At 51.6% G+C, this 23,210-nt stretch carries 16 protein-coding genes and 1 other RNA gene; 2 read left to right on the top strand and 15 right to left on the bottom strand.

Annotation, left to right across the window (positions count from 1 at the left end; all coding sequences use genetic code 11):
- Nucleotides 1-361: 361 nt before the first annotated feature.
- The 10 genes from AC0YN4_RS31290 to AC0YN4_RS31245 all read right to left on the bottom strand — a co-directional run bounded on the left by AC0YN4_RS31290 (nt 362) and on the right by AC0YN4_RS31245 (nt 15,058).
- Entirely contained in the window at nt 362-1,639 is a 1,278-nt protein-coding gene (locus AC0YN4_RS31290; protein WP_475784720.1) for a hypothetical protein, read from the bottom strand.
- A 177-nt stretch (nt 1,640-1,816) separates the two neighbouring features.
- Nucleotides 1,817-2,704 (bottom strand): carbohydrate ABC transporter permease, encoded by an 888-nt coding sequence (locus AC0YN4_RS31285; protein WP_475784719.1) that lies wholly within the window; start codon nt 2,702-2,704, stop codon nt 1,817-1,819.
- Between the two features lie 14 nt (nt 2,705-2,718).
- Nucleotides 2,719-3,609 carry an ABC transporter permease gene (locus tag AC0YN4_RS31280; RefSeq protein ID WP_475784718.1) on the bottom strand — a complete coding sequence of 297 codons (891 nt, stop codon included), beginning with the start codon at nt 3,607-3,609 and terminating at the stop codon, nt 2,719-2,721.
- A gap of 117 nt (nt 3,610-3,726) precedes the next feature.
- Nucleotides 3,727-5,445 (bottom strand): type 2 periplasmic-binding domain-containing protein, encoded by a 1,719-nt coding sequence (locus AC0YN4_RS31275; protein WP_475784717.1) that lies wholly within the window; start codon nt 5,443-5,445, stop codon nt 3,727-3,729.
- Nucleotides 5,446-5,572: 127 nt separating this feature from the next.
- Nucleotides 5,573-6,649 (bottom strand): response regulator transcription factor, encoded by a 1,077-nt coding sequence (locus tag AC0YN4_RS31270; protein WP_475837583.1) that lies wholly within the window; start codon nt 6,647-6,649, stop codon nt 5,573-5,575.
- Nucleotides 6,646-8,442 (bottom strand): sensor histidine kinase, encoded by a 1,797-nt coding sequence (locus AC0YN4_RS31265; RefSeq protein WP_475837582.1) that lies wholly within the window; start codon nt 8,440-8,442, stop codon nt 6,646-6,648. The genes AC0YN4_RS31270 and AC0YN4_RS31265 overlap by 4 nt, the downstream gene beginning before the upstream one ends.
- A gap of 49 nt (nt 8,443-8,491) precedes the next feature.
- On the bottom strand, nt 8,492-9,043 hold the full coding sequence (locus AC0YN4_RS31260) for a GNAT family N-acetyltransferase (protein ID WP_475837581.1): 552 nt from the start codon (nt 9,041-9,043) through the stop codon (nt 8,492-8,494).
- Nucleotides 9,044-9,206: 163 nt separating this feature from the next.
- Nucleotides 9,207-11,126 (bottom strand): YhgE/Pip family protein, encoded by a 1,920-nt coding sequence (locus AC0YN4_RS31255; RefSeq protein ID WP_475837580.1) that lies wholly within the window; start codon nt 11,124-11,126, stop codon nt 9,207-9,209.
- A gap of 232 nt (nt 11,127-11,358) precedes the next feature.
- Nucleotides 11,359-12,324 carry an aldo/keto reductase gene (locus AC0YN4_RS31250; RefSeq protein ID WP_475837579.1) on the bottom strand — a complete coding sequence of 322 codons (966 nt, stop codon included), beginning with the start codon at nt 12,322-12,324 and terminating at the stop codon, nt 11,359-11,361.
- 31 nt (nt 12,325-12,355) lie between these two features.
- Nucleotides 12,356-15,058 (bottom strand): UxaA family hydrolase, encoded by a 2,703-nt coding sequence (locus tag AC0YN4_RS31245; protein ID WP_475837578.1) that lies wholly within the window; start codon nt 15,056-15,058, stop codon nt 12,356-12,358.
- A 330-nt stretch (nt 15,059-15,388) separates the two neighbouring features.
- On the opposite strand from AC0YN4_RS31245, the gene AC0YN4_RS31240 reads away from it, so the two are divergent.
- Entirely contained in the window at nt 15,389-16,318 is a 930-nt protein-coding gene (locus AC0YN4_RS31240; protein ID WP_475784710.1) for an ABC transporter ATP-binding protein, read from the top strand.
- Nucleotides 16,311-17,255, top strand: a complete 945-nt coding sequence (locus tag AC0YN4_RS31235) for an ABC transporter permease (RefSeq protein WP_475837577.1) — start codon at nt 16,311-16,313, stop codon at nt 17,253-17,255. Before AC0YN4_RS31240 ends, AC0YN4_RS31235 begins: the two co-directional genes overlap by 8 nt.
- A gap of 96 nt (nt 17,256-17,351) precedes the next feature.
- Here AC0YN4_RS31235 and ssrA read toward each other — a convergent pair.
- From ssrA to AC0YN4_RS31210, 5 genes are all read right to left on the bottom strand, one after another.
- Nucleotides 17,352-17,717, bottom strand: a transfer-messenger RNA (tmRNA) gene (gene ssrA, locus AC0YN4_RS31230).
- A gap of 223 nt (nt 17,718-17,940) precedes the next feature.
- Nucleotides 17,941-18,420: an SsrA-binding protein SmpB gene (smpB, locus tag AC0YN4_RS31225; RefSeq protein WP_091225616.1), complete on the bottom strand. Its 480-nt coding sequence runs from the start codon at nt 18,418-18,420 to the stop codon at nt 17,941-17,943.
- 115 nt (nt 18,421-18,535) lie between these two features.
- Nucleotides 18,536-21,595: a ribonuclease R gene (gene rnr / locus AC0YN4_RS31220; protein ID WP_475784708.1), complete on the bottom strand. Its 3,060-nt coding sequence runs from the start codon at nt 21,593-21,595 to the stop codon at nt 18,536-18,538.
- 202 nt (nt 21,596-21,797) lie between these two features.
- Nucleotides 21,798-22,034, bottom strand: a complete 237-nt coding sequence (gene secG / locus AC0YN4_RS31215) for a preprotein translocase subunit SecG (protein WP_090986128.1) — start codon at nt 22,032-22,034, stop codon at nt 21,798-21,800.
- A gap of 113 nt (nt 22,035-22,147) precedes the next feature.
- Complete coding sequence (locus tag AC0YN4_RS31210; protein ID WP_475784707.1) at nt 22,148-23,083, bottom strand: phytanoyl-CoA dioxygenase family protein; 936 nt, start codon at nt 23,081-23,083, stop codon at nt 22,148-22,150.
- Nucleotides 23,084-23,210 lie beyond the last annotated feature (127 nt).

Raw genomic sequence — 23,210 nt, 5'->3', positions numbered from 1 at the left:
ATTCAAAAAACTAGCTTTGCGAAACGTTAGTTTCGCGATTTATGACCATTTGACTGGTCGCTCATTGTTCAGTTTTCAAAGAACAAATACTTCGTGTTACTCTTGTTTATTTCCTTCCGGCTCATGACCGGAATTAGATCTTACCATGAATCGAAGCATGATTGCAAGCTTTATTTTTCAACTTGTTTTTGTCTCGATCACCGCTTCCAAGTTAATGTCTCGGAGGCAGAAATAGAATATAACATGGAAGACATGGGTATAGCAACAGGTATTATTATACAATTTATCTCAACTCTAGTTACCCCTCTATACCAAAAAGGCTCGACTGCTCGTGACAGTCGAGCCTTTACTTCTATAATACTTATTTTAAACGGTCGGTAAAGAAGGACATGCCTCGTTTGAACGCCGTCATGCCATACAGCATGGAGCTCCAATCGATCACCGTTACCTTCTCCGGATACCAGCGCTCTGCTCCTTCAAGATGCCACCAGGAGAAACGATGCACCCCGTATTTGTAGGCAGCTTTGAATTTGGCCTCATCTACCGGGTCTTGTGGATTTGTATACACGTCATATGGAATATGCAACTGATACATCGCATACATATCGTGAATGCCCGCAGGGTACACCGGCAAGAAGCCGGCTACGATATAAGCGGAAGCGACATTTCCCGGCGAATCATTGATTTTATCGGCGTGATACGTGTTATAGAGGCCGTCATTGGCTCCCGCTCCATACCCCCACACGTAGGAAGGCACATCGCTAAGCTCTTTCCACTTCAACCGGTCTGCCAGACAAGCATTCTCATAGAACTTATTGTAGGTTTCGCTCTTCGCATAGTCCGGCACTAAATAGTAAGGGAACTGATGCACGAATGAAGACAGAAACGCCAGATGGTTGTCGGTTGTGTTCGTGTCGGTGATGACCGGAATATCCCGGTAAAGCTTCTGCGGATAATGGTTGATTTTATCAACCGCAAACGTGTTATCCCATAGCTCGGCGATATCGGGGTGATCCGGCTCGGCGAGCTTGGCCAAATAAGCAACCATTACATATTCGTTAAAAGCGGGCAGCGGTGCGATTCCTTTACCGTCTTTGACAATCATGTTGATGATGCCTTTATCCTTATCGGCGATGACGACACTCCAATCGATCTGATCCAGCAAATCATGGGCCATCACGTCGATCTCCGGCGCATTTTCTTTAAAATGCTGTCCAGCGAAGAGCGCTCCGGTTACGAGCAACGTCGTATCAATCGTCGATATTTCAGAACCCACGTCGTTATTGCCCGAGTCCATATCTATGAAATGCGCGAAGAAGCCGGTCGATTCATCTCTAGTAGGACGGCAGCCATCTACGTTGCCCAGTGCGGCGTTTAAAGTAAGCTTCACCTTCTCCGCCGCTTGATCATCCCAACCTTCATGATCCGCGACACATAGGCTGATTAAGCCGACTCCGGTAGCAGCCACAGAGCACATTTGCTCTGGATTACTACCAAAGCTGAAATAGGCGTCGCCATACAGACCGGTACGCGGATTGCGGCAAGCGTCAATCAAGCGGTACGAATCCATATGCTGGCGATCAGCGAACGCTTTGACCTTCTCCGAAAGCTGTTCGTATACTTCCATCGTTTGCTTCATAACACTCTCTCCTTCACTACCAAATTCTATTGAAACGTTTCAATACACAATCCATCATAATTTGGAAACTAAAGCGCGTCAAATATTAATGTAATCGCTATCATTAATTCACGATATTAATAGCAACAACCCACATCCTCATACGGATGTGGGTTTGTACCGTTCTTCCTATCAGTTCTACTCCTTCACGGCGCCGAGCATAATACCGGATACGAAGTATCTTTGCAGGAAAGGGTATACGATTAGCATCGGCACCATGGCGATAAACACCTTTGCCGAGTTCAGCGTCCGGTTAGACAGCTCCGAAAGCTTCTTATATTGTTCCGGCGTCAGGCTGGTGCCAACCGGAATGTTGACGACCAACTGCTGGATATAAGTTTGAAGCGGATATTTCGCAGCCGTATTCATCAGCACCAAGCCGTTAAAGAACTCGTTCCAATGATAAACGGCAAGGAACAACGCAACCGCAGCAAGCACAGGAATCGAGCATGGGATATATACCCGAAACAGAACGGACCACGGACCGGCTCCGTCGACTACGGCTGCCTCATTCAGCTCCTTCGGCAGATTCTTGAAGAAGTTCATGATCAGAATGACGTCGAAGACCGGCACACCTCCGCCCAACACCAACGCCCAGATCGTATCGATCATGTGATAGTTTTGAATCGTGAGATACCAGGGGATTAATCCTCCGTTAAACAGCATACAGAAGACAAGGACCCACATGAAAGTATTGCGCATTTTAAAATCTCTCTTAGGCCGAGCCAGCGGGTATGCCATTAATACGGTCATCAGCAAGGAGAACGATGTACCTAGCACGGTGCGCTGGATGGAAATCCAGAACGCGTTAAAGAACAGGCTGTCGTTGATAATTTCCTTATACGGGGCCAAGGAGAAGCCGATCGGATAAATGGTAACCAAGCCTGCATTAGCGGCCGACTTGATGGAGATGGATACACAGAACGTATACCACAGCGGGTATACGCAGCTAATAAGCAGAATACCGAGGACGATAATATTGGCAATTTCAAACGTCCGCGAGCCTAACGTTGTATTTCTGACCAATGCAGCGTCCTCCTTCAGAATACCGTGTAATCGGCATAGCGATACGCCAGACGATAGGATATGAAAATCAGTACAAAGCTAATGACCGACTTGAACAACCCGGCAGCCGTCGCCAGCGAGAACTGAAGATTTTGCAAGCCCAGCCGGTATACCCATGTGTCCAAAATATCTCCGGTTGAAAATACAAGCGGGTTATACAGGTTATACACTTGATCGAAGCCGGCGTTCAGTACGTTACCTAAACTTAAGACGCCCAGCAGAACAACCGTGGTCGTCAGCGCGGGAAGCGTGACATGCCGGATCATCTGCCAGCGATTAGCGCCGTCAATAGCAGCCGCCTCGTACAGATTGAGATTAATGCCTGTCAGTGCCGCAAGATAGATAATCGCGTTATAGCCGAACTCTTTCCACACATCACTTCCAATGACGATCTGCCGGAAAATGCCCGCATCCGCCATAAACAGTTTTGGATCATGGCCAAACATGCCGATAACCGTATTGATAACGCCATAATAGCCGAAAATCCCAATGACAATCGTGGACATGATCACCCATGACAGAAAGTGCGGCAGGTAAACAAAGGTCTGAACCAGCTTCTTGTAACGCAAGCTGCGAAGCTCATTTAGCAGAATGGCGAAGATAAGCGGCACAATCAGATTAAGCACGATTTTGCCGACAGCGATGATTAAGGTATTGACGATAACCGTCTTGCTGTCATTAAGCTGAAACATATACTTGAAGTTCTCCAGCCCGACCCACTCGGATTTGAACAGTCCCGCTCCCGGATTATAATTCTGAAATGCCATCAGAATGCCGAACATCGGCACAATGCTGAACATCACAAGCCAGACCATACCCGGCAGCAGCATCAAATAATAGTGCTTCTGATGGCCCAATTTTCTCATTCCGTCTAACCTCCCTCTCCCTTTCCCTATTCTTATTCCTATCCCTGTCTCTCGCCGGATAGTAAAGCTTGCGAGAGGCACCCGAACCGGCAGTGCCTTCCGCAAGCTTCTGCATCATTACTTCTTCAAGAGTTGTGCAACTTCCGCCGTGATCTCATCTCCGCCTTGAGACTTCCAATCACTCACAAACTTGTCGAAGGAGTCGATGGACGCTTGGCCCAGGATGATTTTCATAACCGTCTCATCTTCCATCTTCTTCAGATTCGCCCATTTGGTTTCCATGGTTAGCGTCTGGTTGTAGGTTACGCTGAAGACCTTCTTATCAATTGGAACCGTTGTGAACGGACGATCGCCAATCAAGAGGGAATACAAACGCTGGAAGTCGCCGAAGTTCGCCGTGCTGAAGTTGCTGACATTGAGATCATCGTATGGAGGCTTAACGACGTCCTTGACCTTCTTGGCATCCGCATACATCAGTTTGTACAAGCTGTTAGGCTTGTTGTAATCCTCAGCGTTCGTCTCGCCCTTCAGTACTTTCAGCAGCTCGGTATACTCGTATTCCGTCTCGTTGGCCGCAGCCATAACGTTGCGGAGCGGATACCAGCCCACATTAACCGATAAATCGAAGGTCGATTCATCGCGCACAAGTGCGTTATTCATGATCATGATGGCTTTAACGACATCCGGCTTGGCGTTCTTACTGATAACGGTGTACGTGCTGCCGGTCGTCTTCATATGTGTATTCCACTTGTTGTCGTCTGTATAAACCGGATAGGCCTGCCAGTTCGCAGTCGGATCGTTCTTGAAGGAGTCCCCGTTGCCATAGCCGCCATTCCACCAAGGACCGAAGAAAATCCCCGTCTGATTGGCATTGATCGGATCGCCCACGTTGTCACGTGTGCCCACCTCGGGATCAATAAGCCCTTTTTTGTACCAGTCAGCCAGCAAAGCCAACGTTTTCTTCGTATTGTCGGAAGTCGTTCCGTACGATACCGATCCGTCGCCATTGTCGAGCCAGTAGCCCGGATAAGCATCATTCGCACCAAAAATCGGATCGAAGCCGCCCATGTTATTGGAGGAAACGAGGAAGGTTGAATAAGGGAACGAGTTTTTGGAAGGACCGGCGATACCGATCGTTTTGTCCCCGCCAAGCTTGTTATCAATAAACGCTTTCGCCGTTTTCTCGATATCAGACAAAGTCTTCGGCACCGGCAGACTCAGCTTATCCAGCCAATCCTTGCGAATCCAGAGAACGTGAACGCCATCGGTATCCACCGTGATGTTCGGAAGCGCTACCATTTTACCGTCATAGCTGGCATTCTCGAGTGCACGGCCCTCGGTGCTCGCCATGATTTCCTTCACCTGCGAAGATTGATATTGATTGAAAATATCGGTGATATTATACAGCAATCCTGAGCTGGCTGCTTTGGTCATAAAGGAACGGTCGTCGACAACCATACCGTCGGGCAACTTACCCGAAGCGATAGTCAAGCTGACCTTCTGCTTAAAGTCGTTACCGGTAGCCGCGGTCCAATCGACAATAATGTTGATGTTGTACTTGTCCTTCAGATAACGTGTGTACGGGTTGTTGCTTACACTGTCGCCTTCCGGCAGCGTCTTGTCCGTCGGATCCACCACCATGCCGATGTGAACATCAACAGGCTTCGGGAATTTAGAGAAAGCCAGATCATCTCCCGTTAATGCCGGGGTTGCGGAGTTCGAGTCTGAATTTGAAGACGCTTTCAAATCATTGTTCGATGAATCATTGGAACTACATGCCGTCACAGTTAAACCAAGTAATGCAGTGGAAAGCAACAATGCCATTTTCCTTTTCATCTTAACCCTCCCCTTTGTTTCTTGCCTTTTCATTGTACATGGGAAGCGAAGAAAAAAAGTCAGACGGATGTGCCGCGTTTTGCGGCGAATACAGGACTGAGGTGGATATTTGTTCGATCGATTGCAATCAATCGTCCCCCTTGTGGAATTGCGCTCGAAATTCGGAGGGCAATAGACGCGTCTGCTCATAGAAGAGCTGAGAGAAATACTTGGAATCATTGTAGCCTACGGCATGAGCCACCCATGCGATGGACTGATTGGTTTCGCACAGCAGCCGCTCGGCAGCTCTCATCCGCTCTTGCCTTAAGTAATCATTGAACGTCGAACCCGTCAGCTTCTTAAAGCATTGGCTAAAATAACTCCGGCTCATATGCACATGATCCGCGACTTCCTCGGCATGCAGCGTGTTGGAAGCCTGCTCGCGAATGAACCATACCGCCTTGAGAATACTGGTCGTCGTGTTCGCAAAGTCCGCTGAGGCCCTAACCTGTGCGTACACACGTTTCCTGTAATCGCGCAGCCATTCAACCGCCGAGCGAACGTCATTGGCCTCCGAGCGGAGTTCGATATCCAGTGCCGTAATCGTCTCGAGTTGGGAAAGGACACGCATGAACAGGCCTTCTACTCGGCGAAAAGAAACCTTGGCTTCAATTGTCTGCTTGCATAAGCGCTGAAAAACCGATTCATTATACAGCCAGTAGTGTGAGCGCCACTCTTGCTCCAGCGCGGACCAAACTTCTTCCTCTTGTGAGCGAATGTTGGACTCTGGGTCAGGAGAAGCAAGCGATATCGCAGGCGACTTAGCTTCGGTCTGACGCGACTTTTCGCCGGTCATTTGCTGCTGGATTCGTTTCAATATTTGCTCGTCGTCCTCGGATTCCAATCGGACCTTCGATAGGTAATCGAGTGCCCCCATGCGATAAGCCGTTTGCACATTCTCGAACTCTTCGTGGAAGGATAAGATCACGGAGCGCAGCCCCGGGAATCGTTGCTTTGTCACCTGAAGCAGCTCCATGCCCGACATGACAGGCATCGAGAGATCCACGAACATGAGATCCACCTCATGCCTTTCCATAAACTCCAGCGCCTTCGCGCCGTTGGCCGCTTCCCCGACAACAACCATATCGTGACTTGACCAAGGCATGATCGAAATCAATCCTTTGCGCGCCAGTTTGTCATCATCAACGACTAATACTCGGATCAAATCGCTTTCTCCTCTCTATGCTGAAGATAAGGTAGATCTAACGTTACCGTTGTGCCTTGGTTCGGCGTGCTCTCTATACCCATACGAGCGTTATGGCCATAAAATGATTCCAGCATGGATCGCACATAACGAAGCCCGATCCCCCATCCCGTCTGCTGCTGATCCGGCGTATCGCGCTGCAGCAGTGCCAGCGTCTCATGACTTAACCCTTTGCCATCATCGCGGATGATAATGTGCACCATCTGCGCCGTTTCATCAGGAGAGATGGAGATTTCCAGCATGCCGTGATCATCAAGGCCGTGACAGACGGCATTCTCTACGATGGGCTGCAAGATAAACCTAGCTACGGGGCTATCCAGATAGCTCCCTTCCTCGATCTCCAGCTTTACTTCAAAATCATGCCGCATCTGCTGAAGCGCCAGGTAAGTTCGCATGACCTCTGTTTCCGATCGGAAGGTCGCGGTTTCCTTTGATTTACCTAAGTTATAATTCAACAGATTAATTAGCGAAGAAACAAATTTCTCAATCTTCGCCTGCTTATGCATCACTGCCAGCCAGCGCACCGAATTGAGCGTATTCATCAGAAAATGGGGATTAATCTGGTAAGCCAGCTTCTCGATCTCCAGCTGATGCCGCCGTTTCTCCTTCTGCTCCACGTCTATAATGAGCTGCTGAATTTGCCGTTTCATAATATTGAACTGATCGAATATCCGGTCAAATTCATCGATCCCCGTACGATACTGGCTGGTCCCCATGTAGCCCTTGCCAAACGTCCTCATTTCCCTCTCAATGAGTTGAAACGGACCGTTAATGAGCCGCCGCAACAGCAGCGTAAGCAGAAACATCATCAGCAGGGCAATAGCGAGAATCCAATACATATGATTCTTCCATGTATAGAGCTCATGATTGTAATAAGAGACGGGAAGAAGCAGCGTAATGCCGTAGCCGTAATCGCCAGTCATTCGGTTCCATACATAACCGTCTGTTGAACCCGATTGTCCCGTTAGCATGAGCCGTTGGCCGGCCGCAAAAGCCGTTGAATCGCTGCTATTATAGGTCACCAAACCCGCAGAATCCGTGAATACAAGCGAATAGGGCATGTTTACGCTTTCTGAAAGCGAATTCATATCTGTCGAAATGTCGGTCTTGGCTTCTACATAAACGACTAACTGCGTTCCGTCTGAGAATTTCACTTCCCGTGTGACGGACACCACCTGATCATCGCTGAATCGACACAACGATTTATGCGGGGACTGGTATTTCAGCTGCCCCATACCAGAGACATCAGGTAAGGATTGCAGCGTAAAGTCTCCCCGCAGAGGCAAATTCGATAAAGTAGGCTGTCCGGTTTCGGTATGAAAATACATCACCAGCTCCATGGCCGGATTAGAAAATGTGATTAATCCAATATTGTAGGAGATATCACGAGAGAGAATACGCTGACTATAAGAGTCCTTGGCAGAGAGATAAGACTCCATCAGATTGCCCACCGTGCCTTCCGGCGTCATCTGCTGCGTAACCTGAAGCAAGTTATTGTACATTTGGTTCAGCTTCGTTGTTTGCTGGTATAGATCGAAAGCCATGGAGGTCTTGATTTTATCGTGCTGCATGGTATAGATCGCATTGTAAGAGACCAGTGCCATTAAGCTGGCGAAGCCGACTAAGCCAACAGTCAGCAAGATCATAATTCGTTTGCGCAGCGAGGAGAAACCAAACCGATTAAGCAGCACATGCAAGAAACTTATTTTCCTGGGAATCGTTCTGGTCGTCTTTATCGAGCGAATGCCCCGCACCTCCGCCACCTCACTTTAAGTATGGAACAATATTCGCCGTTTGGGTGGTTTATCCTTCTTGCAGCAAAACTGACCATTCTCTTGTCATCTTAATTGGCAGGATTCGACTTTGCCTCTCTAAGAAGCCGGCCCGCTCCACTTGATACAGATCATAGACTTGCTGCGTCGAATTGATCGATTCATAGAGCTGCGGGTTGCGATCATTCGCGAGCTGAACATACGGCAGCTTCTCTACCGCCTTTTTGGAACGAATATTGTGGCTGCGAATCTTCAAATACACCGTCTCGATGCGATGTTCAAGAAACAGCTCTGTCATGAAGCGTTCTTTTGCCCGCGCATTGTACCCTTGTCCAAAATAAGGAGCTCCTATCCATGTCGCCAAAAAGCCTGTTCTATTCCCAATATCGTATAACTGAATCGTACCAATCGGATGTCCAAGCTCATTCATAATCGTTCTCGAAATCAAGGTTCCCTGTGATTCCTGTGCGATCCACTGTTTAGTGGTGAACAAATATTCTTCATAGGACCGGCACTTATTACGGACGTAAGGAAAAACGGCAGGATCGACCATCAAATGATGCAGCGAATGGCATTCATGCAAATCATGTTTTTTTAGTATTGTGAACGACCACCCTACTCCTTCTGATTCGTCTCTTGGACCATTCCAGTTTATATAAGGAGGTAGGGGTTTATATGAATTCCAGTTATAGGTTTTGTAAACTTCTGCTTCGCGTTGAAGGCACCAGCTGGCTGTAGACAATGGATTAAGTGCCTTCCGCGAGTCCGCTTCTTACCTTCAATTTCTTATGCAAGTACGACAGAACCATCCATGTGAGCAAGGCCGGAACTACCGCAAAAATGACCAATATCAGCGCATCCTGCCGCACAAGCGCGTAGTCGCCTGTTGAAAGCAGTGCGCGGAATCCTTCCACCGAATACGTCATCGGTAATCCCCCGTGAAGCGCCTGCATAATGCCCGGCGTCAACTCCGCAGGGAACACGCCTCCGGTAGCCGTCAGTTGCAGGACGAGAACGATAATGCCCAGCAGCTTCCCGAAATCGTCAAACGCCGTAATCAGCACTTGAACGACGGACATATATACAAGGCTGGATAAAAAGGCGAAAGCGAAAAATTCGAACGGGAAAGACGGACTTAAGCCGACCCCGGGGATCAGAATTAAGCTGGCGACGGCGCTCTGAACGAACGCGATGAGGGCGAGCACGCCGAATTTCGAGAAGAACCATAACAATCCCGACGGGGGAGGCGCACTCGTCGCTCGGAAGGCAAAGACGTTGCCAAATAAGAGCGCACCGATATAAAGACTGAGCGAAACGAAAAACGGCGCGACCCCCGTTCCGTAGTTTGGCAATGGATGAAGGGCCTGCTCCTTCAAATGGACGGGATTGGCGAGCATCGCGAATAAATGATCCGACGCGTGAATATTTGCCGCTTTCGCCGCCCCTTCCGATAACCCCCGGCTCAGCTCTGCGCCTCCTTGCGCGAGCGCTTGCTGGCCGTCCGACAATTTACCAACGTTGGTCGTAAGACTGCTCCACCCGCCGGCCACTTTATGGATACCATCCGCAGCAGCAGTTACGCCGTCGCGCAGCTTGGATGCGCCAGCTCCAAGTGCCGCCAGCTGGCTCGCGAAGAGTCCGGCTCCGTTCGATAGCTGTGCCGCACTGCTGCCGGCTTCCGCAACGCCTTTGGACAGCGCGTTTACACCGCCGCTTACTCGATCGATCGCATCGGACATCTGCTTGCTTTGTTTTCCGATGAGCGTCAGCTCTGCATCTTTGGCCTCATCAGGGTGAGCTGCCAGCCATTTCGACAACGCATCACTCAGTTGCTTTGCCGAAGCCGACGCTTTATCCGCCCCTTGAGCAGCGTCCGTACTTCCGGCTTTGAGCTGATCCATCGCGCTGCTCAGACTTCCCAAGCCGCCGGAAAGCTTAGTGGCGCCTTGTCCTAACTGCTCGGCGCCTCCGGATAAGCGCCCCGAAGCAGACGCCAGCTCGGCAGCACCTTGTTCCAGCCTCGATATAGGAGCTTGTCCATTACGTAATCCTTCGAGAAGCGCTTTCGTGCCGTCAGCCGACTGCATAAGGCCGGTATCGAGCCGTGATGCTGCATCGCTCGCCTTCTGGAAGCCCGTGCCGAGCGGGGTCAGCTGTTCGTAAATGGCTTTCGCGTAGCTTGCCGATAACTCTTCTGATAGACGTTGCCTGATCGTTTCGACTGCCGATTTGCCAATTTTGCTCACGATATAATTAAGGCCTTCATTCAGCTTCAGGGTCAGCTCAAGCGGCGTTGGCTGATCTGTCCCCAAGGTTGTCGCCCGATGCGAAAAGTCGGAAGGAATGAATATTTCGAAATAAAAATTTCGGTTCCGCAGCCCCTCATCCGCTTCCTCCGCATTAATAAACCGCCATTCTAAGGAACGGTCCTTCTTGAGCTCGTTCACGAGATCATTGCCAATCGCAAACGTTTTACCTTGAGAATCAACCGGCTGGTCCTCGTTCACGACAGCGACCGGCAGCCTTTCCAAGTGCGCGTAAGGATCCCAATAGGTCCATAAATAAGTACCGCTGTAAAGTGAGGGTATTAAGCACATTGCGATTATCGGTACGAGCCTTTTCCGCGATCCAAAGAGCGTGCGCCATTCATTCCATAACCAGTTCAAGACATTCGCCTCCCGAAAATTCAACCGATTCGACCTCGTACCACCATTTCCTTAGTATCTATCAAACGAGAGAAATCATTCCGAAGATGCCAGCTTATTCATGCACAACAATTACCCTTCCAATTAGGTAAAAGAAAACCCGGAAAGCCTAAAAACCCCATCCGCAATGGCAGATGGGGTTTACATTTAGTGGAGGCTAACCGCGCCTATGTTAAGCCACTAAGACTAGCCATTAATCAAATCGATTCGCTTCCGGATCGTCCACATCGTAGCCGAAGGCATCAAGCGCCGGCCATAATTCAGGGGCAATCGGGTAATTCGCGAGTTCCACCGTCTGAGCGACACGTTCCGGCTTGCTCATGCCAACGACCGTGCTGGTGACGCGCGGGTCGCGAAGCGAGAACTGAAGGGCTGCGGCGGCCAGCGGCACATTAAATTCCTGGCACACTTTGACGAAAGAGCGCGCTCTTTCCAGTATGATCGGCGAAGCTTCGCTATAGGCATAACGGGCGTATGCATCCGGACCTTTGGCCAAGATGCCGCTGCCATAAGGAGCACCGTTGATGACGGCGACGCCCATGCGACTCGCGACATCAAGCAGAGGTTCGGCAGCTCGATTAAGCAGCGTATAGCGATTGTGAGTTTCCACCGCGCTAAACGCTCCCGTTTCTACGTATTGAATGAGCAAATCGATCGGTCCGCCGGATATGCCGATGTGATCGATGACTCCCTCACTCTGAAGCTTCTGCAGTACTTCGAGCGGACCTCCGGATCCCATGACATTTTGGAAAGTGGTATGTTCAGGATCGTGGATATAAACGTATTGCAGATGATCAAGTCCCAGACGCTCAAGGCTTTCTTCGACGGAACGTTTGATTTGTTCGCCGCTGAAATCGCCGGTCGCGAAGTCGCGGTCGGCTTTGGTGGCGAGCACGTAACCCGCCGGAAGCCCGCCATTGGCTTGAATGGCCTTGCCGATCCGCCGCTCGCTCTCGCCAAAGCCATAGGATGCAGCTGTATCTATAAAGTTGATGGGACTTTCAAATGCGGTGCGCAGCGTTACCAAGGCTTGTTCTTCCGGCGTGCCATATTGAAAGGTTTCCGGCATATCCCCGAGCGGGGCGGCTCCAAGACATAGCGACGTTACGTACAGGCCGGTATTGCCGAGCGGCCGTTTGGATAATAGTGTGTTCGACATTGCGTGATCCTCACTTTCATAGATGGCTGCGTTATAGTGATACGCCTAAAAAGCCCCGCGTCAATTGGAAATCGATATTACCTTGCTGATAGAGACGCGGCGAATAAGTATGTTCCAGCACTTGCTTGCTGAGCTCGAGAATTTGGTTCGCCCATACATCGGGGCTGCCCGAGAGCACCAAATCGACATCTTGCTGATGCTTCTGCAGCACGGCCTGCTCGGATGCGATTTGCAGCATCGGGACGAAAGGATGCGTCTGCATCGGTCGATTGCCGATCAACGCGATCACGATTTCCACACCGGTAGCTACAAGTCCCGTGACCGTCTCGACCCAATGTGTCGTTGGCGTCTCCATAATGTGGAATCCATTGCGGCGAACATGTTCCCCATAGGCGATGGATGGCTTAGCTTGAGGTGCAGTAAATAGATGTTGGCCGAACGCATCCGCCGCAAGCAATCCGCTATTCTCAGGAACGACGACCAAACCTCCTGCACCGACAACCATCTTGGCAAGCGCTGCCAGCTGCTCGCCGGCATCGTCGCTTATGGCGCCGTCGCTAACGATCCCGATGCGCAGTCCTTCCAGTCCGACCGTCACCTTCTCCGCAGGCGCAGCCGCGACCAATCGTTCGGCGAACCAAGCTTCGACCTTCTCGCTCACCTTGGCGATTCCGCCGTCAAGCTGGATGCTCGCATAGCCGAGACGGCTCGCATCAACGCCATTGACTTCCATCTGATGGCGCATATAATCGTTGTGCGTTTTCTCGCAGCCATGTTCGAGCAGCAAACAATGCTCTACCATCGGGTGCGTGATGTAGCCGATCATCGTGCGGGCAAACAGCGATTCGGCCGGTCCCCCGGAAGCGCCGCAGCCCTCCGTGTGTGCTAACGCGACGAAGCCCGAGAGATCGGACTGCCCCGCTCCTTGCTCGTTCAGTCGCTTGGTGATCATGCCCGCTACCTGACCGGCACAGAGGCTGGTCGGCACAATCAAGCCGATATTCCCGCTGGACTGCCGATCACGCTGCCGAGTCAAAGTAAATTGAATCGGGTTGGCCAACGCTGCAGCATCCTCTTGAATGGCGATCGGAGCTCCTGTCGGTGTGGGTGCGTGCAGCAGCGTCTGCAGCTGGCTCGCATCGTTCTGCTGCCAGTTGCGCCAAATTTGCACCTGGGCATGGCCCGCTTTCTCGCCGACGCTTTGCTGGCCGGAGGCAATTTGAATCGCCAATTCGAATACCTCTTGTCCCAGCTCATCCATCGACTTGCCTTCCAGATACTGACCTGCGTTCACATCCATATCGTTCGACAGCAGCTGGAAGCGGCGAGTTGTCGTGACCACCTTGATCGTCGGCACATACGGGAAATTGGTTATCGAACCATTTCCCGTCGTAAAGAAGATCATGTTGCAGCCTGCGGCCACCTGCCCGGCGATGCTCTCCAGATCATTTCCGGGGCTGTCCATGAAATAGTAGCCGCCATCCTTCATGAGCTCTCCGTACTCGGTTGCATAATCAATCCGCGTTGCAGGGTCTTTCTTCATCGCGGCGCCTATGGATTTGAGATAGATGTTGTACAAGCCGCGATACATGTTACCGCCGGACGGGTTACCTTCCGCGCTTGTTCCATGCCAAGACGTGCGCTCCTTAAAGCGGTCCAGCAGCTCCAGAAATTTACGCGCGGTTTCCACATTGCGTACCTTTGACAGGACATAGGGCTCTGCGCCAATTAATTCATCGGTTTCGGCCAGGCTGGCCGCGCCGCCGTAACGAACCAATTGTTCCGAAACCCAGCCAAGAAGGGGATTCGCGGATACGCCGGAAAAAGCGTCCGAACCGCCGCACTGCAACCCGATTCGCAAGTGGCTTATGGATTCAGGCGTCCGCTGCATCGCATTGACCGTCGGCAGCCACTCCCGTACTAATGCTTCACCTATAACCAGTTCCTCTTCGAAGCTGCCCGTGAGCGATACGAACTTATGAAGGACTTCATCAATGGGGTAGCTATGCTCGCGTGCATAAGCCTCCACCATCTGGTTCGTGACCGATTCATTGCCGTAATCGACAAGCAATACCGCACCGACATTCGGGTTGACCATAAAGCCGGCGAGCGTCCTAAGCAGTAAGTCCACGTTATTCGGCTTCTCCGTGCCGCCCTCCGTGTGCGCAGCGGGGACAATTCCATCGATATTCGAATAGTTATCGCATTCGCCTTGCAGACGAGCGGCTAGCATCTTCACATAACTGCCCGTGTGCGACGTGGTGCCAAGCAGTACGACGTAGTTGCGCGTGCCGACCCCGCGATCTTCATGCCGGCGATACCCCATAAAGTTGCGCATATCCGTATAAGCCGGCGATGCCGGAGCAGGCTGGAAGTTCTCCTCATCCAGGATATAAGGATGAGCTTGATCCGCGAAATTGGGCACAGGCGGCAGCACGAATGCCAACTTGCGCACACTGAGCGCTGCCAGAACGGTTTCGTTGATTACATAGTGACCGGGATCAATCGGCATAAGCGCCACGCCGAAAGGCAATTGCCACGAAAGCAGCTCATCGCCGGGAGCGATCGCTCGTACCGCGAACCGATGGCCTTCCATAACGGTGTAATCCAAGACGAAGGATTGGTTTTCATACTGAATGACAGTGCCGGCGTTCAATTGGCGAATCGCAACGGCGCAGTTATCCCCGGGCAAAGGAAGTCTGGCTACTTCTTCAAATTGGTAAACGACGTCCATCGATAATCGGCTCCCTTAACATCAAAATTCCCGCGACATCCAACTCTATCGTTGGGTGCGCTTACATATCATCCATTCCTATAAGGCCAACTGGCATGTTTAGTAAGATTATATCACGAGATTAAGGTTGCGTGGCGTAGATCCTTCTTCATCTAATTCATAGGAACACGTAGTGGAAAACAGAGGAGCAGTCACCTTTTAACAACAATAATACATCTTTATATAGTAAAAATTTATTGTAAAACAATAATTATTGAATTAGAATCATATTAAAACATTGAAGTGCTCGCTCACACGCTTCAGCCATTACCATATAGAAGGAGATCGATCATGAGCAATGAACCCGTCCTCAGCTTGCGTCAAGTAACCAAACGAATCGGCCGTTCCACGATCATTGATAATCTAACATTCGATGTTCCGCAGGGAGAAATTTTCGGATTCTTAGGGCCCAACGGGGCCGGCAAGACGACCACCATTCGCATGATGGTTGGCTTAATGTCCATTACCGAAGGCGAAATCTTCATCAAAGGGAAAAATATAAAAACCGAGTTCGAGCAAGCGATCCGTCATGTCGGAGCCATCGTGGAAAATCCGGAAATGTACAAGTATTTGAGCGGCTATCACAATCTCGTTCATTATGCGCGAATGGTGCCGGGCGTGACCAAGGCACGCATCGATGAGGTAGTCAGCCTCGTTAAGCTGGACAATCGGATCCGTGACAAGGTGAAGAAGTATTCTCTGGGAATGCGTCAGCGATTAGGAGTAGCGCAGGCACTCCTGCATCGTCCGTCCCTGCTCATTCTGGATGAGCCGACCAATGGGCTTGATCCGGCGGGCATTCGCGAGCTTCGCGATTATTTGCGCCTGTTGACCCGCACGGAAGGAATTACCGTCATTGTCTCCAGCCATTTATTGTCCGAGATGGAGCTGATGTGCGATCGCGTTGCCATCCTCCAACAAGGCAAGCTGGTCGATGTGAAACCGATTCAGGAGTTTGTTCAGTCGGCAAACCAAACGCAAACCTTCGTCATAGAGGCGAAACCGGTCGATCGCGCACTGGATGCCATGAAGGCGATTGCGTATGTGAAGGAAGTGAAGGCTCTTCCTGAAGGGCTCGCGTTTGTGGCTGAGAAGGAGCGGATTCCGGATATCCTGATGGATCTGATGAGAGTGGATGTCAGAATTTACGGTGTTCAAGCACAACGTCAATCCTTGGAGGATCGATTCTTAGAAATAACGGGAGGCGGACAAATTGGGTAGTCTGTTGCTAAACGAAAATATGAAGCTGTATCGCCGAATCCGAACGTGGATCATGATCGGAGTCATGATCGTTATTCTTGGCTTTGTGAACTTCGCGGCATGGAACGACTACAGTAATGACCCGAAGAGCGGTACTTGGCAGGAGCATGTCGCCGCGGAGAAACAATCCCGACTGCAAGCTTTGCAAAAGCCGGATCTGAGCAAGGAAAGTCAAAGCAACTATGAAGAGCTGGTAGCCCTATACGATTATCAGCTTAAGCACGATATCCGGCCGGTCGATGGCACGCTTTGGATGGGTATTCATATATCGACGAACTTCGTGATTCTGGTTACGTTATTTACCGTTATTGTCGCAGGGGACAGCATGGCCGGCGAATTCTCCTCCGGCACGATCAAGCTGCTGTTGATCCGACCGAGCAGCCGGCTCAAAATCCTTCTGTCTAAATATGTATCCATGATTCTATTCGGGATCACGCTCCTGATCATCCTGTTTATCGTATCGATCTTGATTAACGGAATGTTGTATGGATTCGGGCACATCGACTTGCCCTTGCTAAGCGTTAATGCTGACGGAGATGTTGTGGAACAGAACATGGTCGCGAACCTGCTGCAAACATACTTGCTTAAAGGGATATCGACGATTATGTTCGTTACCATTGCCTTCATGATTTCGACAGCGTTTCGCAGCAGTGCGATGGCCATCGGAATCTCCCTCTTTTCCATGTTTGCGGGTCAGATCGCTACCGAGTTCCTCCGTCCCTATGCCTGGAGCAAGTACATTTTGTTTGCGAATATCGATCTGTCCCCCTATTTATCAGGCCACCCTTATCAAGAAGGGATGACCCTTGCTTTTTCAGTTGCTGTACTGATCGTTTACTTCATCGTGTTCAATCTGGTCTCTTGGCTCGTATTTACGAAGAGGGATGTTGCTGCGTGATTGTGAAGTGGTGAACGAAAGGCATCAGTAGCGACGAATTATTTGCAGCTCTACAAAAGCAAAAACCACATCCTCATGCGGATGTGGTTCTACATTTGGTGGAGGCGAGGGGATTTGAACCCCTGTCCGAAGACAACGCCACACAGGCTTCTACGGGTGTAGTCACAGTTTTGATGTCACCCGAGCAGCGCCCCGTAACCGGCTCTGCGTTGGGTCAGCCTGATTATCTTCTTCCGTCGACCCCAGGCGGAGACCGAAGCGGCGTATCCCACTATATGTGAGCCCCTATCCCAGTCACATGGGCGATGCTGAGGAGGAGCACGCTAACAGGTTATTAAGCTGCTAAAGCGTAGTTGTTTTGTGATTTGCCGTTTAATAGGCTTTAGCGTTGATGAAGTGGACGCGTCCCCACTACCCGCAACCCATGCTCGAACTATCCCCGTCGAATCCATAAACGCCCCCAATATCGCATAAACGGCTCCATACGTTCCGTTTAGCAGGTAAGACGCTCTGTCGACTGGTACCGCCTAACGTTCAGGCAGTCTCAACGTACTTGAGCATGTAAAACGATACTTCGTCGTTCGTTGCTTACTTAGTATAACACAGGTGCCGCCTTCGTGAAGGCATGTCTTTCTGGAAGCGATGGCGACGTTCACCATTACAACCAGCAGCCGAACAATCCCGACTATCTGGCAACCTTCTGCTTCTCACGCAATGCACGTTGAATATCGCGCTGCGCATCCTTCTTCGCCGCCGATTCTCGTTTATCGTACTGCTTCTTCCCTTTACCAAGGCCGAGCAGCAGCTTCGCGTAACCGTTGCGAACATAAATCTTAAGCGGCACGATTGCATAGCCATCTTGCTTGGACAACCCAAGCAGCTTATGAATCTGAACCTTGTGCATCAATAACTTGCGCGTCCGAGTCGGATCATCCGGATTGCTTCGGTTACCTTGCTCGAAAGGACTGATGTGCAAATTGTGAATGAAAATCTCACCGTTCCGAATCGTGGCAAACGCATCACCAATGTTGGCCCGTCCCATCCGAAGCGACTTAATTTCACTTCCCATCAGCACCATGCCCGCTTCAAAGGTATCCTCGATGAAATAGTCATGGGAAGCCTTCTTATTCTGTGCCAGCTGTTTCCCGTCACTCTTCTTCGCCACTTCTATCCCACCTCTCCAGTAATAAACGGACTCCTAACCATTGCAGTCAGGAGTCCATTGTAACAACTTTACAGATTGAAATCAAGATTTGGTAAAAGCAAGCTTCAACCGCGTATTACAAGCGTTTCTTCCGCACAAAAGCTGCGGTCGAGTTGCCGTCTTTCTTCTTCTTACGCGGCTTCGAGCCAGTGCCGCCAGTACCGGCTGTGCTAGTGCTCCCTGCATCAGGTGCAGGCGTTACAGGCGTAGACTCACCGCCAGCCGGTTTCTTACGGCGAGAGCCGGTTCCACCGGCAGCACTGCCGCTTCCGCCACCATTGCCGCCGCCGCTTCGGGAAGATCCTCCGCGACCTGAGCCGGAAGAACGACCGCCAAATCCGCGGTCACCGCCGCCGCTGCGTGAGCCTCGGCCACCGCCACCATCACGACCGCGCGAACGGTAAGCATCCGGATCTTCACCGTTATCCTTAAGCGACCCTGCATTCAGAATCGGCAAGCCCCACATATCCGTGCGGACTGCTTTACGCTTAGCTTCACCGGACTCGCCGCCACTACGCGCTGCACCATCCGTACCGAGAAGCCGATCGAGGTTGAAATCATCCTCCGGCTTCCATGCACGCGTATCGCCTTCGCGACGCACCGGCACGACTCCCGCGCCTTGCGTCGCCGCTCCGCCGCTGCGCGCCGCTTCGCCGCCGCGGCCCTTGCGCCTGCGTCCGCCGCGCTCGCTGCCGCCGCGCTCCGCCTGCGGCGCTCCCGCTCCGCTGCTGCGCGTCGCGCCTGGCTCCGCCGCAGCTGCGCCGCCGCGCCGCTGGCCGCGTCCGCGCGGCCCAACGGCCGCTTCGCGCGCCACCGCCGGCGCGCTGCCGCCTCCGCGGCCCTCGCGCGCGCCTGCGCCTCCGCGCCCGCTGCGCTGCGCGGCTGCGCCGCCACGCTCGCGGCCTCCGCCGCCGCTGCGCGAACCGCGGCCGGCTCCGCTGCGGCCGCCGCCAAGCCCATACTCGCGCGCACGGTCGGCGCCGTCAGCGCTCTTATTCTCGAGCATCCCAAAATCAATGGTATGCTCATCCATATTCACCCGCTCCACGCGGATGCGCACCTCATCGCCGATGCGGTACGTCTTCGACGTACGCTCGCCGATCAGCAGCATGTGTTGCTCGTGGAAGTGATAATAATCGTCCGAGAGCTCGCTCAATCGAATGAGCCCCTCGACCGTATTAGGCAGCTCCACGAAGATGCCGAAGCTCGTCACGCTGCTAATGATGCCGTCGAAATCTTCGCCGACTTTATCGAGCATGTACTCGCATTTCTTCAGCTTCTCCGTGTCGCGCTCCGCTTCAACCGCGAGGCGCTCCCGCTCCGACGACTGCTGCGCGATATCGGGCATACGCGCTGTCAGCGCTTCCTGACGAGCATCCGTCAGCGTGCCGCCATTCTCGAATACTTCGCGCATGACGCGGTGGATGACAAGATCGGGATAACGCCGAATCGGCGACGTGAAGTGCGAGTAGAACTCGGCGGCAAGGCCGAAGTGGCCGAGACTCTCCGCATCGTACTTCGCCTGCTTCATCGAACGCAGCATCACCGTCGATATAACGGTCTGCTCCTTCGACCCGCGCACATCCTCAAGCAGCGTCTGCAGCGCACGCGGATGAATGACGCTTCCGCCTTTGCCTTTAATCGTATACCCGAAGTTAGCCGCAAACTGCACGAAATGCAGCAGCTTCTCTTGATCCGGATTATCATGCGTCCGGTACAGGAACGGTACCTTCAGCCAGTGGAAATGCTCCGCCACCGTTTCGTTCGCTGCTAACATAAACTCTTCGATAATCGATTCCGCAATGGAACGCTCACGCTTCACGATGTCGATCGCTTTGCCATCGCTGTCCACAATGACCTTGGACTCGATGAAGTCAAAATCAATCGCGCCACGCTTCATCCGCATATTGCGCAAACGCATCGCAAGCTCTTCCATCAGCTTGAACGTCGGTACCAGCTCGGCATAGCGCTCCATAACTTCGGGATCCTCATCCGCGACGATTTTGCGAACATTCGTATAGGTCATACGCTCTTTCGTCCGAATGACGCTCGTAAACACTTCATGGCGCACGCGCTTAAGCGTAGCTGCATCAAACTCCATCTCGCAGGATAGCGTCAATCGATCCACCTGCGGATTTAAGGAACAGATCCCGTTCGACAAGCGGTGAGGCAGCATCGGAATAACACGGTCCACCAAGTACACGCTGCATCCGCGGCGGTAAGCTTCTTGATCCAGTGCCGAATTTTCTTTTACATAGTAACCGACGTCTGCTATATGCACGCCCAGCACGAAGTTGCCGTTCTCGAGGCGTTCCACATTAACTGCATCATCCAGGTCTTTAGCGTCCTCGCCATCGATCGTTACAATGACCTTATCGCGCAGGTCACGGCGGCCTTGACGCACAATCTCATCCTCCGTGATGGAATCCGGAGCTGCCTCGGCTTCTGCCATCACATCATCAGGGAAGCTCTCAGGCAGCTGATGCTTCCGAATAATGGAGAGAATATCAATGCCCGGGTCATCCTTATGACCGAGCACTTCAATGATTTCACCTTCAGCCGCCGAACGGCCTTCCGGATAGGACACGATGCGCACGACAACCTTTTGGCCGGTTACCGCGCCTTTAAATTGACCCTGTGGAATAAAAATATCCCGATTAATCCTTTTATCATCCGGCAGCACGAAACCATACGACTCATGATGATCAAATGTTCCGACAATTTGCGTCACAGCGCGATCGATGATCTTCACGACTTCGCCTTCCATGCGACCGCCGGATGCGCTCTTCGAAGTGACGCGCAGGAGCACGATATCGCCGTTCATCGCACTCTTCAGATCGTTGGCGTTGATGTACACATCGCCATGTCCCTTGTCCTCAGGGATTAAGAAAGCAAAACCTTTCGCATGACCCTGTACCCGCCCGCGCACCAAATTCATCCGCTCCGGAAGCCCGTAGCGGTCGCTGGAATTCCGTACGACTTTGCCCTCATTCTCCAGCTCGTTTAAGACTACAAGGAAATTGCGGAACGATGCCGCATCTCCCTCTCCGCCCAGCTGCTTATCTAGCTCTTGGTAGGTCATCGGCTTGTACGCCTGCTCACGCATAAACTCCAGCAGCTGCTGCTCTGTTACCATAACTTCTCACCTCATGTACCACTTCGGTTGATAGATTTGCCATATACTATATAGTATACACGAAAGGTATGGCCACCATCCGCACCAGCCTGGCAAAAATAACAATTTTCGCCGGCGGTATATACTCAGTCAACTTTTTCCAGTTCCAACAAGCAACAAAAAAAGCGAGCCCTAAGCCCGCTTTCTGTACATCTTATTTCATTTACGCCTTAACTAGGTACGCAACAACCAGAGCAGTAATAAAGAAGCCTGCTGCCACTGCAATTGTCATACGCTGTAAGAACAGGTCCAAGCCGCGTGCTTTAGTCTTACCGAACAAGTGCTCAGCACCGCCGGAAATTGCACCCGACAACCCAGCGCTCTTCCCTTTTTGCAAAAGTACAACTGAGATCAGAGCCAAGGAGAAAATAATAAGCAAAATTTTAAAAGTGATTTCCATAGTTCCACCTCCTGCGCACAAGGAGCAAATTTAAAGTTTGCCGTGCCTTGCCTAAGGAGACAAGACCTAGAAACAGCAATATTATTGTACCATAGCAAGGTGGCTAATACAAGCTAACAGATTTTGTCCTTCTGCCAGCGGATCTCCTCGTTGAACGGCAGGAACGTGAACTGCTCCTTCTTCCAATAGTACTGCAGCTCCTCGCGTGTCCAGCCCTCGTACAGTTCATCCCACTCGAATGGCCCGTGCGGCAGCAAGGAGGCGTTCTCGATTGGTTGGCTGGCAGGCTGAAACCGCAAATCGAGCGACAAGCGCACCCGTCCGGGAATCGTGTTGGCAAGCGCCTTATGCACCGTCAAGCTGTGGAAAATCAAGATGTCTCCCGCTTCATAGTCGGTCTCCGCCCATTCATAACCAAGCCCGCAAAGAATCGACTCCAATCCCCCGGCACCGGGATTAGCCGTCACCGTAAGCAGCCCCGTATCATGACTGCCTTCAAGTACCGATAAACCGCCGAGCGCCTTAGGCACATCGCCGATTGGTGCCCAGCAGGTCCATGTGGTGTAGCTGCCCTGGATATGGAGAAAATCTTGATGCGGCGGCGTCACGTTCAGCTTGTCGCTTGGCAGCATAATACGAGCAATATTGCGAGGATGCGGGAAGGTGCGTTCACCGAACAACGTATCGAACAAACCAAGCAGCTTGGGATGATGAGCCACAGCATGGAAGGATTCCAGCTTCTGAACCTTATGATAAACCTGCTGCGTCGTTCCGATTCCATTCCAGTTCAGCTCTTCGACCGTCATGTTGTCAATAAGCGGCTGATTGCCAATCCCATCAAGCAGCGGCGCTTCATCGTCCAGAAGCCCTTCTTCCTGCAGGACATTCAACATCTGCCCCCGAAGCTCTATCACTTCTTCCCGAGTGAAGAAATGCTTAAAGAACAGATACCCCTTCTTCTCCGCTTCGCGTCTTAGTTCCTCAGGTGCCGCCAATAAAGGTGTCGCATCTTCAAAAGACCGCGTTGCCGGTTTAATTGCCGGATCCATCGCCATCCCACCCTTTCATCCCATTAGGAATTTGTCGATTGTCGACTTTATAAATCCATTATATGCTTAGATGAAAGCGGTGTATTTATTTGCATCCGACGGATTTTTAACTCTGAGCGACATTCTG

Source organism: Paenibacillus sp. J22R3 (assembly GCF_056269305.1).
The sequence above is the reverse complement of the archived record's forward strand: the minus strand, read 5'-3'. Positions and strand labels throughout refer to the sequence as shown.